Below are 14,070 nucleotides of genomic sequence, written 5' to 3' on the forward strand. Positions count from 1 at the left end.
GGCGACGGCTGCGCGTCCGGCGCGGCGGGGAGCGCCGGGCGGCCCGCGCGCGCCGGGTCGCCGCGGAAGCTCTGCATCGGCAGGCGATCCTTGTCGACCTGGCCGGTCAGTCGCGTCCCGCGTACGGCGGTCGAACCGTCATGCTCGACGAGCAGGATGTCCGGCGGCGCCCAGACCGAAATCGGCCGCCCCGTGATCTCGGACAGACGCTGCGCGAGCGCGGCGGCGAACGTCGTGCTCGCGGCCCGCACCTGACCGGGCGCGACGCGCAACGGATCGTGCTTGTTCGAACCGCCGAAGCACGAATACAGCGTCACGTCCTGCTCCGGTTCGAGAAGCGGCGCGACGCGCTCGGCCACCTCGTCCGGCGTCATCGGCCGGCCTTCGGGGCCGAGCATCGCGTCCGCCGACATCCCGTGTCCGAACACCACATGATGGCCGGGCGGCGACATCAGCCCGCGCGCGCCGATCGCATGCAGCGGATCGTCGGGCGGCATCAGCAGCGTGTCGGCCGGGCGCAGGAATTCGGGATGCTGCGTCGCGTCGACACCGGTTACGTCGTCGAATCCGGGCTGCAGCACCGACTGGCCGTGGACCGTCGTCGTGACGACGCCGTCGTCGACGATCCTGCGGTCCGTATAGACGCGGCTGCTCTTCGGATAAATCTTCTGCGGGATGCCCGACAGGCCGTCGTCGGCCTCGGCTTCGGCAGCCTGCTCGGCGCGCGCAGCCCATTCGTCCGCCGTGAAGATCTGCCCGGGCCCGACCTCGACGAGCGGGGGCGGCACATAAACGGGCGGCTCGCCCGCGTCCGGTTCGGGCGCAAGACGCGGATGCGCGGGCCCGCGCGGCGTCGGCCCAGGCGCGGGCCGTCCGGCCTCCTCCGGCGTGCCGGCGTTGCCGCGCCGCCCGCTGTCCGCTTCCGGATCGATCTGTGACTCGATCGGGCGCACCGGTTCGACCGGCGCGTCGCCGTGCGCAGCCGCGCCCGGCATGGGCTCGCCCCGCCGCGCGAACACCATCGGCGGTTCGTTCGCGTCGGGCGTCTCCGGGATATGCAGATAGAGCCGCGTCGACACGTCGGGATCGTGTGCCGGCACGACGATGTCGTCGCTGTTCGGATGCAGGAACAGCGCCCCGGTGCCGCGCACCGAGTTGGACGCAATCGACGCGATCACGGGCACCTGCAGCTCGTATGCGAGCTCCTGCGCGAACGGATAGCCGCCGGAGCCGAGATAGCAGCCCGTCAGCAGCACGCCGTTGCCCTCCGTATAGGCGGGATCCTCGAGCAGCTTTCGGGCGAATTCCCGCGGCGACATCGTGCTGCCGCCTTGCGTGACGGCGGCCGAGCTGTCCCAGCTCACGTCGCGCGGCTTCGTGCCGTGCGATTCGGCGATGTCGAAGCCCGACACCTTCAGGAATTGCCGCGCGGTCGCGTGGCCGAGCAGGTTCACGACGCTCGAGCCCGGCACGGGCCGCAGTTCCAGCGGATTGATGCGAACCGGCTGCGCGCGGCCCGGCGAGAACTTGCCGTTCACATCGGGTTCGATCTGGAAACGCGCGAGCCGGCGGCCCGGATTGGGGATCGCGCGCCGCCACCCGGCCGCGTCGTCGTCGCCGAGCCGTCCGAATACCGGTGCCTGGATCAGGTCCGCGAATTCCTGCAGCAACGCGGGATCGGCGCCGCTGTGCGGCCCCTCCAGCGCGACCGGCACGCCCGGCGTGTAGCCCTTCCACGCCAGATCCTCCAGCGCGTGCGTCATCTCGAGCGCGCTCGCCGAGCGGCCGCTGCGCGGATTGACGATCGATCCGCGCCTCGTCAGCACGCGCCACACGTACACGCCGAGCGGCACGCGCACGTCGCCCGAGCTATCGCCGCCGCCCCAGCGGTTCGACACCGGGCGCAGCGCCACGTTGCTCCAGTTGACCGGATGCGCGCCCTGGTCGATGACCGCCAAGGCCGGCGAGAAGCGGTAGGTGCGCGGCGCATGCTGCACCGAATGGTCGGGCACCCCCGCGTAATTGGGGGCGCCGGGCTCCACCACGATGCCGCCCGCATAGCCCGAGGCGGGGCTGCCGTCGTTGCGATAGCGCGGCGAACGCCACGCGACGAAGCCGCTCGCGCCGTAAACGTCCACCCCCAGCACGTTTGCCAGCAATTGCGCCAGCGAAGTCACCCGCGTGCCCGCGCCGCATGCATAGAGGATCACCGGCGATTTGCCGTCCCAGCCGCTCTGGCGCACCATTTCCGCGAGATCGTCGGCGCTCATCGGCTTGCCGGTCGCACTCGCGAACGCATCGGCCCACGCGTGCGCATACACGGCGAAATAGCCGGGCGGCACCGGCATCAGCGGCCGTTCGCCGGCCGGCAGCAGGTTCTCGGGCTGCTGCGGGTGGGCCGAATAGATCGCGAGATCGGCTTCGCGGCGCGGATACGCGCCCCACTGCGTTTCATTCAGGCCGAGCGGCGCGTTGATCACGTCGACGCGCCGGCCGTCCTCGCTGCGGATCAGCGGCTTGGCCGGATCGAACCCGCGCGGATACACCACGTGCAGCGTGCGGTCGTACGCGTCGTTCATCGACAGCACGAACGCATTGCCGGCGTCGTTGAGCCCGATGCGGCCGACGACCGCCTCGGGCGGCACCGTGCCGTCCGCGGCGAGCGCGCTGCTGTCGACCAGCGCGATCCGGTAGCGGCCGGCCGCCACGCCTTCGCCGCCGACCATCAGCGCGTCGTGATAGGCCGTATAGCGGGTCACGCCGATCGTGCCTTCGTCGTCGGGCGACGCGGCCGCGTGTGCCGCCGCATCGTCGGCCGCGCGGGCGCGGCGCGCGTCCGCCTTCGCCACTTGCATGTCGTCCCACAGATTGCCCCGTTCGGTGGCGGGCAGCCCATCTTCCTCCGGCACGCGCACGTCGCCTGCCGCGTCCTCCAGTGCGTAGACGTAGTACTCGACATGCTCGAGACGGTTGCCGCTCTCGAGGATCGACCCGATCACGCTGCTCAGGATCTCCGGATCGGCGGCGACATGCGCGGGAATCGCCCACGACGCGGGGCGCGCCACCGTCCCAGGCGCACCGGCCTCGGTCGGCGCCGCCTCATCGCCCGCCAGCGCGCCGGCGACCGCCGGCGTCACCGCGCCGTCGCCCGCTTCGGCGTCGGGCGCGAGCCGCAGCAGCGTCACGTCGCCGTCTTCCGGCGTGCCCTGGGTGCGGCGCGCGCGCAGCCACGCGGAGAATCTGGACCGCAAGCCGGTTTCGGCCGGCGCGACCGGCTCGCCGTTGTCGGCCGGTTCGCCGAAACTGCGTGCCTGCTGCTCGGCGTGCTGCCACGGGTTGCCGATCTCGCCCACTGCGAGACGCTGGTTCACCAGTCCGCTGTTGAGCATCGTGTGCACGACGTCGATCGTGGTCGGCCGCGGCGCCGACGGTGCGGGCGTCTTCGTGATCGCGCGAATCGGCCGTTCCATCAGCGTGTGCGAGCCGAGGCCCATCTGCGCGACGCCGATCCCGAGGTTCAGCAGCTGCTGCGCGCGATCGGAATCGGACATCGCGTCCCAGTTCTTCACCAGCGACACGCCCTGGTCGACCATCTGGTAACCGCCGATCGCGCCGCCGGTCACGTTGAACACTGCCGCCGTGCGGCCGGTCGTCTGCGCGAGCGACTGGAACGCGTTGGCCTCCTGCGTGAAACGGCCGAGACCGGCGGCCTCGGCCGTGACGCCCTCGCCGCGCGATGCGAACGCGATGATGTCGGACATCTGCCCCGTCGTGCGCAGCAGCGACGACGCTTCCGCGAGCGACTTCGCCGCCATGCCGAGCCCGCCGCCCGCGAAGCCGGCGCCGCTGCCGATCAGGCTGATCCAGTCGCCGCGCGCCTGCGCGTTGCCGAAGCCGGTCGACTGGCCGTGATCGCTCAGGTTCTTCAGGTCGCCGATCGCGGCCGGCACGCCGACCGCCATCCCCGCGCCGATGGCCGCCATTGCGTAACCGAGCAGCGGGCCGCCGCCGATCGCCCCGATCCCGCTCGCAACCAGCACGACACCGCCGGCCGCCGCGAGAATGCCGGTGCCGATCTCGAGAATGTGTTCGGCGTGCTGGTACCACTCCGTCTTGTGCGCGTCGATCGGTTCGTATTGCCCGAGATCGACGGGCGACCCATCGAGCTTCAGGCTCTTCGGCACGTACAACTGGCCGTCGTCGGACAGCGCATTGTTGTGCTGGTAGTCGTCGACGGTGTCGTACTTCCAGCCGCGATCGTCGATCAGCTTGTACTGGTCCGGATGCCCCTCGACCTGCACCTTGAACAGCGCGCTCGGCGCGGTGCCCGTGCTCTTCGACACGTAGTAGATCGGCACCAGCGACACGACCGCGTGATCGCCGCCGACCTTGCGGATCTGGTCGACGACGGTCTGGATCATCTTCGTCGCGGCCGAATTCTGCGCGTACAGCGACTTGCTGTTCACCGCCGTGCCGTTCAGCAACTGCCCGTTGCCGACGATCATCTGCTCGAGCAGCGCCATCGACGGCACGTCTTTCGCGTCGGTCGGCACCGCGCCCGGGTCGTCGGGCTGTATCCCGAGCCCCGCGCCGACGAAGTTCGTGAGCTGGTCGGAACCGACCGTGAACGTCCGGGACTGGCCGTCGAAGTTCTTCTGGAAGTCGTTGAAGTACGCCTTCAGCTGCTTGTCCGGATCGGCCTTGAACAGGTTGTAGCTGGCCGTCGCGGCCTGCTTGTTCTGGTTGCTCTGCGCGTGCTCGGTGCCTTGCTGGTAACGCAGCTGGAAGTCGTTCGCGAAGCCCGAGCGGAACCGGTCGTCGTTCTGCATCTTCGACAGCAGCGCCTTCGACAGCGAAGGATCGACGCCGGACGAAAGCGCCTGGCGCACGCCGTCGAACCCGTATCCCGTGTCGCTGCCGCGCAGCGTGTAGATCATCGTCTTCGCGTTGCCGTTGGCGTCGAGCAGCCAGCTCGCGACGTCGTCCTCGCGATGCACGGGCTCGCCGTTCGCGGTCGGCTGCTGGTCGGCCAGCCCGACCGCCTTGCTGAGCCCCTTGTAGAACTCGGTGCCGTCCCCGTAAGGCTGCGGCGTGCCCGTGTTCGACTGCGTCCACTTGTTGCCGAAATCCTTCTTGACGGTGTCGAGCACGACGCCCGCGAATTCGGGCGGCGCATTGGCGAGGATGTCCTGCATCCATTTGCCTGCCTTGTCGGCGTTCATCCTGCCGTCGTAACGCGCCTGCATGCTCGCCTGGTCCGTCGCCTTCGAATCGGGCTTCTGCATCAGCGGATCGATCTGCGAATGGATGAAGTTCGCGTCGAAATGCGGCTGGCCGGCCTGCGTCCACAGCGTCTGGCGCTCGTCCAGCGAGAACGATGCGTCCATGTTGGTCTTCAGCACCTGGAGCGCGGCGCCGGGGTTGCTGCCCGGGTTCTGCATCAGCAGCGAGACCTGCTGCTTCGTGTATTGCAGCCGCACGTCGGGCGCCGCCGCGAGCAGCAGCTGGATCTTCTGGTACCCGGGCGAGTTCTTGTCGACGTGCGCCATCGCATACTGGAACGCGCCTCCCGGCTGGTCGATCTGATCCTTCAGCGCCTTGGCCGCGGCGGGGTCCTTCAGGTTGGCCGGATTCACCTCGACCCCCGTCAGCTTGACGAACGCCTCCGCGAGCGGGTTCTGCTTGGCCAGCGCCTGTTCCTGCGTCGACAGCTTCGGGTCGTTCGGATCGACGGTCTGGCCCGTGTCCTGCAGCAGCGCAAAGGTGACCGGATCGGACTGCGCGAGCTGCTTCATCTGCGGCGACAGCGAAGGATCGTCGGGATTGATCGTCGCGATCGTGCGGTTGAGCTGGCTTTGCTCGCCGAACGCGTCGACGAGGCCGGTGTACCACATGCCGTCGTGGTTCTGCTTCACGGACGCGACGGCCTGTTTCTGCTCGTCGGGCGTCACGTAGGTCAGCGCGGTGTCGTCGCCGCCCGCCACCACCTTGTCGTACTGGCTCTGTGCCTGCGACATCTCCCGCGTGATGTCGGCCTCGTCGGCACGGCGCAATCCGCCCGGTTCCTTCTGCCACGCCGCGTAGTCTGCCTTCGCGTCGTCAAGGCGCAGCGTCGCGGCCGACACGCTGTATTCGTGGCGCAGTGCGGTCGTCAGCGCCGTGTAGGCGGTGTCGCTGTTCGCGTCGGCCGTGCTGGCCGCCTGACGCAACTGCGCACCGGTTTCGGGGTCGGCGCGCCGGACGCCGCCCGGCAGCGCGTTGTACTGCTTCACGTCGGCATACGCGTCCTGGTCGTGCTGCACCGCCAGCGCGAACTGGAATGCCTTCTCGTTGGTCGCCCGCTGGGGCGCCGATTCCGCCGCGACCGCCTTCTGCGCGTCGTCGAGCACCTCGCCGAGCACGGGATCCTTCGGCGAGGCGTTGCGCAGATCCGATGCGACGCCCGCGATCGCCTTGTTCGTGTCGCCGCCGCCGTCCGCGGCGACGCGCATCTGGTTCTCGACGGCTGCCTGCACCGCGCCCCAGGCGCTTTCGGCCTTCTTGACCTGGTTGTCGAGGTCGGCTTGCGACGCGCCCTGGTCGTTCAGGCGCTTGAGCGCCGCCATCTCCGCCTGCGCCAGCTGGAGCAGGCGCTGCGTCTCGGCCTGCGCCGCGGCGAGGGCCTTCTGTTCGGGGGTCTGGGCCGGAGGGGCGCCGGCGGCGCCGTTGTTGTTCGTCCCGTTATTGTTCGTCGGGTTGTTGTCGTTCTGCGGCTGCGGCACGTCGACCGGTCCGCCCCCTCCCACTGCCATCAACACCATGTCCGTTCTCCCGCGGCATGCGTGACGTACCGGGCAAGCGGCAGGCCGCCACGCGCAATGGTCCATTGTGCCGAACCGACAACGCGCAAAAAGTCGCGAATTACGTAGTCGCCGGCCCGGTTACGCCGGCACCGGGAAACGTGCGCTACGAATGTGGTGCGGGCAACGGCCGTTGCTTGCCGATACCGGTTCGGCGCAGCACGAACGGTAAATTTTTCCGTTGCCTCCGTCCGTGCCGTCCATCCATACTCTTCGGTCGGGCGAAAGCCGCGGCGGTCGCGGCACTGCTTTGACATTCATCGCCGTTTCCGGCTGACTTGAACGTCGAACGACAACACTCCCTCGAAAGCGACCTTCGCGATGCACTACCATCCCGACGACATCGGCCGGCTGTTCCTGAGCGTGCCGACGCTGCTGCTGAACCGCCCAGCTCCGGCCGAACGATTCCTCGCCGCCGCCGTCGATACGGGCGTCGAGCTCAAGCATGTGCTGTGCGACTACCCGCATGTCCGCTACCAGCCGCTCGACTTCCACTACCTTTGCCATCAAAGCCTGTCCGTGCTGGACGACGCGCTGCTGGCCGACCTGACGCGCGACCTGAACCATGGATGGCGCGGCGCGCACTGGGCCGCGCTGCTGATCGCGTTATCGGGCAACGCACGCTACCTGCCGCACCTCGACGAGGTCAGGCGCCATCGCGGTGTCGAGTGGTCGGCCGAGCTTGCCGAAGCCGCGTCGGGTTCCGACGCATCGTCGTCGGCATTCCGTTGCTGCCAATCGATCGTGCGCTTGCGCAATCAGCTTGCTGCGTTGCCGCGCGTCGTCGTTCGGCTGAGACCCTGCCCGTCTCCGGAAGCGATCGCAGCCAAAGCGATCGCCGTTCGCGCCGCGTATCGAAGCGGCGGCGTCGAAACCGCGCTGCCGATTGCTCGCCGTTAATCGTTCGACCGTCGATCACGCGCAGACGGCTTGGACCGCTTGGCGTCACGCTGAATCTGAAACGCGTCGCCGACGCCGCGACGCACGCCCTCCTGCGCCACATGCGCCCCGCTCCCGACTGAATCCCCGGCGCCGACGCGCCGCGATTCCGCTCGATTCCGCAGAGGACCTTTCCTGTGCAACGCCTTAATCGACCGTCGCACGATCTCCAATAATGGCCGCTCGATCCGCCGGCCAGCATGCCGGCGCGACCCGCCGGCGACCGGGCCGGGCCAACGATAAAAACTCCTATGCATTCCTACCAGATGAACAAGCATGCCGGCGCGCGCGTCGCGGGGACCGCGATCGCCGCATGCCTGACCGGCTTCGCGCCGGCCATCGCGCACGCACAGAGCAGCGTGACGCTGTACGGCCTGATCGACACGTCGATCACCTACTCGACCAACCAGCGCACGCAGGGCGCCGGCTCGCCCGGCAGCGGCAGCGTCGCGATGACGAGCGGCGCACTGAACGCGTCGCGCTGGGGGCTGCACGGCCGCGAGGATCTCGGCGGCGGCATGGCCGCGGTCTTCACGCTCGAAAACGGCTTCTCGGGCACCACCGGCAAGCTGTCGCAGAAAGGCGTCGACATGTTCGGCCGCCAGGCATGGCTCGGCGTAAGCTCGAAGACGGCCGGCACGCTGAGGTTCGGCCGCCAGTACGACCTGATCCTCGACTTCGTGACGCCACTCGGTGCGTCCGGCCCCGGCTGGGGCGGCAACCTCGCGGTCCATCCGTACGACAACGACGATTCGAACCGCAACCTTCGCATCAACAACGCGGTGAAATACACGAGCCCGACGTATCGCGGGCTGACGTTCGGCGCGATGTTCGGTTTCTCGAACACGGCCGGCCAGTTCGCCAACAACGCGGCATGGAGCGCGGGGCTGTCGTATGCGAACGGGCCGCTGAAGCTCGGCGCCGGCTACCTGAAGATCAGCCGCGACCGCAATTCGCCGAACCCGGACGGTGCGCTGAGCACGGTCGACGGGTCGGCGACGATCACGGGCGGCAACCAGCAGATCTGGGCCGCGGCCGGCCGTTATGCGTTCGGGCCACATTCGGTCGGCGCCGCGTGGTCGCACTCGACCACCGACGGCGTGACGGGCGTGCTCCAGGGCAGCAATATCGCGCCGCTGAAAGGCGAATCGCTCGTGTTCGACAACTTCACGGTCGACGGGCGCTTCTTCGTCACGCGCGCGTTGAACCTCGCCGCCGCGTACACGTACACGATGGGCCGCTTCGACACGCGCACGGGCCGGACGCGCCCGAAGTGGAACCAGGTCGTCGCGCAGGCCGACTATGCGCTGTCCAAGCGCACGGACGCGTATCTCGAAGGCGTGTACCAGAGCGTGAGCGGCGGCAACGGCAATCCCGCGTTCAACGCGACCGTCTGGACGCTGACGCCTTCGGCGAACAGCAACCAGGTCGTCGTCGCACTGGGGCTGCGGCACAAGTTCTGACGACGCGGCGCTTCGCCGCTTCACTGCCCGGTCTATCGCGTACGGCACGCGTTTCGAGCCCCGCTCGATCGTGGTGACTCATGCAGAACAGGCCGCGCCCGTGCGTGGCCTTTTCGCTGTGGCAGCGTGTACCGCGCGGCGCCGGCGGGAGCAAGAATGCGTCCCTGACTGTCGCGTCCGCGCAAAAAATGCGGAGAAACTGGTCGCGTTGTGACATTTTTCCTACTCTGTTTGCAGCGACGCCATGATTCGGCGTTCCGGCCGCAACACTCTTTCATATGGCGCACCACCGGCTTACGGACATGCATCGCGTCGACGGAGCCGGACCTTTCGCGCCGTTGCAGCCGGATACGTACGTGCCGATGGCACGCACGACGCTTTCAACGCAGTCAACCGCTGGAGACGAACGATGAGCAAAACGAACCGATTTGCGATCCTGGCCGCCGTCGCGCTGCTGGCCGGTTGCCACCACGCGGCGAAAACACCCGAGAATGCCGGCATGGCGCCGACGCCCTCGAGCGAAGCCGTCGCAACGGTGACGGCGGACGATCTCGACAATCCGAACAGCCCGCTTGCGAAGCGCAGCATTTATTTCGATTTCGACGCGTATTCCGTGAAGCCCGAATTCCAGCCGCTGCTGCAGGCGCACGCCGACTACCTGCGCGGCCATCCGGCCCGGCGCGTGCTGATCCAGGGCAACACCGACGAACGCGGGACGTCCGAATACAACCTCGCGCTCGGCCAACGCCGTTCGCAAGCCGTGTTGAGCGCGCTGGAAACGCTCGGCGTGCCGGGCACGCAACTCGAGGCCGTCAGCCTCGGCAAGGAAAAGCCGGTCGCGCTCGGCCACGACGAGGATTCGTGGGCGCAGAACCGCCGCGCCGATCTCGTCTATCGTTGACCGGACGCCGCCGCGACGGCGGCATCCGCGTAAAGGAAAGCATGGCAGGCCGCCGGCCGCGGGCGCGGCCGAGCGGTGCCGTTCGGCTCGCCGGGTTCATGCGCGTCACCGTTCACGCACCCGATACGCGGCGCGTCGCGCTCAACGCCGGCGTTCGAGCCGCCGATGCAGCCAGTGCGACATCACGGCCGACGTCACGAACGAATCGAGTATCGCGATCATGTTGATGCCGCCGATTTCATCGTCGTTCAGCAGGTGGCTCTGTAGCAGCACATAACAGATCATCGAACAGGTGCCCACGACGATCCCCAGCAATACGAACCAGCGCCGCCGGATCCGCGTGCCAATCGCGCCCATGATGCCGCCAGCGACCGCCGCGGGCAGGAAATAGCCGAACAGGAACGACGCGAAGAAGATCAGCGGCACCATGCCGGCGCTGATTTTCAGTTCGTCCCATGACGGACCGTCGATCAACGTCCACGCGATCAGCATCACGCCCGGCCAGACGAGCGCCGCGACCAGCGGGCCGCCGACGGCAAATGACAGGCAGCCGAACACTGCACGGTCGGACGCACGCAACGGTTTGCGCGAAGGGCTCTCGAGGGTTGCACTCATGTTTTTTGTATTTTGTAGTCGGAATCGGAATGGCGGCGTGCCGGAGTGTACCAAGACACCGCGCGGCGCATCCGATCCGGCACCATCGCGCGCGACGATACGCAAAAAGCATGGAATAAACCGCTCGCCCGAGACGTTTCGTCATCGCGCAGACGCGCGGTTCACGCGAACCGGCCTGTCCTGCGGCCTGCGCGCTGCAAGGAGATTGCAATGAAATCGGCAACGTTGGCCGCGGCGTTGATCGCGGCGCTGATGCTTGTGCTGTCGGCGGGATGTACGCAGCCGGGCAGCGGCACTTCGCAAGGACCGGGCATGAGCCGGTACGGCGGCGGCGGCTCGGGAGGCAGCGGTGGCGGAGGCGGAGGTGGCGGCGGCTACTGAAGAACCGCCTCGAAAAGTCGGGCGACGCATCGCGCGCGAGCACCGGAAACCGGCTGCATCGCGCGCGACGCCCCGCCCTGCGGCGTGCCCTGGACTTAACGCATCGCCTTCACGTCGGCCGGCGTGACGCTCGCGGGCTGGCCGCCCCATGTCGCGCGCAGGTAGTTCGCAAGCTGTGCGAGTTCGTCGTCGCTCAGCGTGCGTGCGAAACCCGGTATCGGCTGCAGGTTCTCGAAGCCGGCAAATTTCTGCTCGTCGATGCCGTCGAGCATCGCGACCAGCAGGTTGCGCGGATCGCCTTGACGCACCGTCGAGTTGCCGTTCATCGGCACCGCAACGTTCGGCTTGCATTCGCCGTTGAAGCCGTGACAGCCCGCGCACACCGCGAGATACACCGAGCGGCCGGCCGCGAGCTGCGCGGCGTCGGCCGTCTGCGTGCGTTTGCATGCCGTCGCATCGGCTTTGCTCCGCCTCGACAGCATCCGACGGGCAAGCGCGCCCCACGCATCGCGGCCGGTCTCCGGTCGGCCGCCGCACATCGTTCCGTTCGCAACGACGCTGCCTTCGCCCCGTCGAATGCGCAAGAGATTCGCAGGCGTGGTGTGCGACTATCGGCAGGCGCGATGTCCAGTGCCGGCGACGTGCGCCTGCCATGCGCCCGCGCACCCCGCGCCGCCCGTGTTTCATGGTAATGTCGCGCGTATCCGGCTTGCCGGTGCCTCCGCCACGTGCCATGCGGGCGCCGCCAGCCATCGCGACTCGTGTCGAGGTCAAAAACCATGGCAGTCAGGACGTCTATCCTGAACTCCGTTCTCGCCACACCCTCCTCCGGCAACCACCGTGTCACGGCGGCGTTGCGCCCGTCGATGCTGGTCACGCTGTTCGAAGATATTCGCCCGATGGCGATGTCCGGGCTCGCGAGCGGCTTCGTTGCGGCCGTCGCGCTGATCCGGCTGCAGCAACTCTGGTGTCTCGTGTGGCTGATCGTCGACGTCGGCCTGCTCGCCGCCCGGCTTGCGATCGCGCGTGCGTACACGGTGCGCCGCGACGCCGGCGACGATCGCGCCGAATACTGGGCGAGGCGCTATGCGCCCGTGTCGCTCGCCGCATGCTACGTGCTCGGCCTCGGCGTGATGGGCTGCGTGGACGCCGTCGACGTCGAGCTCGGCACGCTGTCGGTGATGGTCGCGGGCGGCGTGTTCGGCGGGATCGCGTCGCGCAATTCGGCGCTGCCGCGGCTCGCGATGACGCAGGTCACGCTCGGCGTGCTGCCGATCGGCCTCGGCGCGTTGCTGGCGGACCGGCCCGGCGCGTGGCTGCTGCTGCCGCCGCTCGCGATCTATCTCGCGGCCATGCGCACGGTCGTCCAGCGCCATTACCGCGTGCTCGTCGCGCTGATCGCCGCGCGCCAGCGCAACGCCGAACTCGTCGCACGCTTCGACGCCGCACTCACCTACATGCCGCACGGCCTGTGCATGATCGACAGCGAGACCCGCGTGATCGTCGCGAACCGCCGCACCGCGCAGCTGTTCGGTTCGCCGCGCGAGATCATGCTCGAAACGCGGCTGGCCGACGTCGTCGCGGCGCTTGGCGCGAACGCCGTGTGCGATGCCGGCGGCGCCGGTCTCGCCGCGCAATGCGACGTCTGGCTGACCCGCGACGAACCCGAGCCGTTCGACATCGCGCTCGCCGACGGCCGCCAGCTCGAACTGACGCGCCACCGCGTGCCGGACGGCAACGCGGTGATCATCGTCGAGGACGTCACCGCGCGCCGCCGGACCGAGCAGCACATCCGGCATCTCGCGCGGCACGACGCGCTGACGGGTTTGCCGAACCGCCACGAACTGCATGCCCGGCTCAAGCGGATGCTGTCGCACCGGCCGCACATGCCGGGCGCGTCGCTCGCCGTCATGTATCTCGACCTCGACGGCTTCAAGGCGATCAACGACCGCTTCGGCCACCAGGCCGGCGACGAGGTGCTGACGCAGGTCGCCGAGCGGCTCGGCAAGACGCTGCCGCCCGGCGAGCTTGCGGCGCGCATCGGCGGCGACGAATTCGTCGTCGCGATCGACGATACGACGATGCACGCATGCTCGATCCTCGCCGCGCGCATCATCCGGCAGATCTCGGCACCGTATACGCTGTCGATCGGCAAGATCGTCAGCCTCGGGATCAGCATCGGCATCGCGCTCGACGACGGGCACGGCTCCCCCGACGAACTGATCCGTCAGGCCGACAGCGCGCTGTACGACGCGAAGTCGGCCGGCAAGGGCATCTACCGCTTCTATTCGAACGGCAGCCGCCGCGTGGCGCCGGTCACCGCCAGCTGATCCGACAGCACGCGCGGCCCGTTCATCGTCGTTTCCGCCGACCGCCGCATCCCTCCCGACGATTCAATCTCGAAACGCTTTGCGTGGCCGCACGCCCACGTGTCACGTGACGTGTTCCGTAACATCGCCGCTCGCCACCCGTTACGTTGACCGCAGAAGCCTGCACGATCGATGCAGCGGCCGACATTTCGTGGTTGGCATTCTTATTGCTCCTTGATGGGAAAGAACGTTTCAGGGAGCCCAACATGAATACCGTCGAAGTCCTCGCCAGAACCGAAACGATCGACGAACAAACCGTGATCGACGGCGCGTCCCTGATCCGGCGGCTCGTTTTCGAACGCCGCACGCCCGCCCGTGAAGCCGCGTGCGTCGACAATCCGCCGCTGACGCTGTACGGCGCGTTTCGCCAGGGCGTCACCGATTACGGCGCGCGACGCGCGAATCCGTATCGCGCCGGCAGCCGTTTCTGGGCATTGTGGGAAGAAGGTCGTATCGAAGCTGAAACATCGGGTCGCTGAGCCGACCGCGCGCGCCGGCCCTGTTGCGGCAAGGGGTCGGCGCGAAATTTGACGCATGAATGCGGCCGGCCCGCGCGGCCGCAT

At 68.3% G+C, this 14,070-nt stretch carries 8 protein-coding genes and 1 pseudogene; 6 read left to right on the plus strand and 3 right to left on the minus strand.

Annotation, left to right across the window (positions count from 1 at the left end; genetic code table 11):
- Positions 1-6,800, minus strand: a 6,800-nt coding sequence (locus ACPUER_RS12825; protein ID WP_425131284.1) for a DUF4781 domain-containing protein, incomplete at its 3' end; no start/stop codon positions are given.
- Positions 6,801-7,160: 360 nt separating this feature from the next.
- On the opposite strand from ACPUER_RS12825, the gene ACPUER_RS12830 reads away from it, so the two are divergent.
- From ACPUER_RS12830 to pal, 3 genes are all read left to right on the plus strand, one after another.
- A complete protein-coding gene (locus ACPUER_RS12830) occupies positions 7,161-7,739 on the plus strand; it encodes a hypothetical protein (protein WP_425131285.1) in 579 nt (192 codons plus the stop codon).
- 290 nt (positions 7,740-8,029) lie between these two features.
- Positions 8,030-9,241: a porin gene (locus ACPUER_RS12835; protein WP_425131286.1), complete on the plus strand. Its 1,212-nt coding sequence runs from the start codon at positions 8,030-8,032 to the stop codon at positions 9,239-9,241.
- 409 nt (positions 9,242-9,650) lie between these two features.
- Positions 9,651-10,142: a peptidoglycan-associated lipoprotein Pal gene (gene pal / locus ACPUER_RS12840; RefSeq protein WP_175963564.1), complete on the plus strand. Its 492-nt coding sequence runs from the start codon at positions 9,651-9,653 to the stop codon at positions 10,140-10,142.
- Between the two features lie 141 nt (positions 10,143-10,283).
- Here the strand turns inward: pal and ACPUER_RS12845 are convergent, their stop codons facing one another.
- Positions 10,284-10,862 (minus strand): hypothetical protein, encoded by a 579-nt coding sequence (locus tag ACPUER_RS12845; protein ID WP_310137845.1) that lies wholly within the window; start codon positions 10,860-10,862, stop codon positions 10,284-10,286.
- A 105-nt stretch (positions 10,863-10,967) separates the two neighbouring features.
- Here ACPUER_RS12845 and ACPUER_RS12850 point away from each other — a divergent pair, with 105 nt between their 5' ends.
- Positions 10,968-11,138 carry a hypothetical protein gene (locus ACPUER_RS12850; protein ID WP_175963563.1) on the plus strand — a complete coding sequence of 57 codons (171 nt, stop codon included), beginning with the start codon at positions 10,968-10,970 and terminating at the stop codon, positions 11,136-11,138.
- A gap of 95 nt (positions 11,139-11,233) precedes the next feature.
- Here ACPUER_RS12850 and ACPUER_RS12855 read toward each other — a convergent pair.
- Positions 11,234-11,569 (minus strand): annotated as a pseudogene (locus ACPUER_RS12855) (c-type cytochrome); the annotation flags it as partial.
- 348 nt (positions 11,570-11,917) lie between these two features.
- Between ACPUER_RS12855 and ACPUER_RS12860 the strand changes: the two are divergent.
- On the plus strand, positions 11,918-13,468 hold the full coding sequence (locus tag ACPUER_RS12860) for a sensor domain-containing diguanylate cyclase (protein ID WP_175963562.1): 1,551 nt from the start codon (positions 11,918-11,920) through the stop codon (positions 13,466-13,468).
- Between the two features lie 245 nt (positions 13,469-13,713).
- A complete protein-coding gene (locus ACPUER_RS12865) occupies positions 13,714-13,986 on the plus strand; it encodes a hypothetical protein (RefSeq protein WP_152859912.1) in 273 nt (90 codons plus the stop codon).
- The last annotated feature ends 84 nt before the right edge of the window (positions 13,987-14,070 follow it).

This window comes from Burkholderia sp. DN3021, from assembly GCF_049805555.1.
Classification (GTDB): domain Bacteria; phylum Pseudomonadota; class Gammaproteobacteria; order Burkholderiales; family Burkholderiaceae; genus Burkholderia; species Burkholderia pyrrocinia_C.

Bases quoted from the DNA above. Each gene is read 5' to 3' on its own strand.
- ACPUER_RS12830 (WP_425131285.1), top strand. From the start codon at position 7,161: ATGCACTACCATCCCGACGACATCGGCCGGCTGTTCCTGAGCGTGCCG.
- ACPUER_RS12835 (WP_425131286.1), top strand. From the start codon at position 8,030: ATGCATTCCTACCAGATGAACAAGCATGCCGGCGCGCGCGTCGCGGGG.
- pal (WP_175963564.1), top strand. From the start codon at position 9,651: ATGAGCAAAACGAACCGATTTGCGATCCTGGCCGCCGTCGCGCTGCTG.
- ACPUER_RS12850 (WP_175963563.1), top strand. From the start codon at position 10,968: ATGAAATCGGCAACGTTGGCCGCGGCGTTGATCGCGGCGCTGATGCTT.
- ACPUER_RS12860 (WP_175963562.1), top strand. From the start codon at position 11,918: ATGGCAGTCAGGACGTCTATCCTGAACTCCGTTCTCGCCACACCCTCC.
- ACPUER_RS12865 (WP_152859912.1), top strand. From the start codon at position 13,714: ATGAATACCGTCGAAGTCCTCGCCAGAACCGAAACGATCGACGAACAA.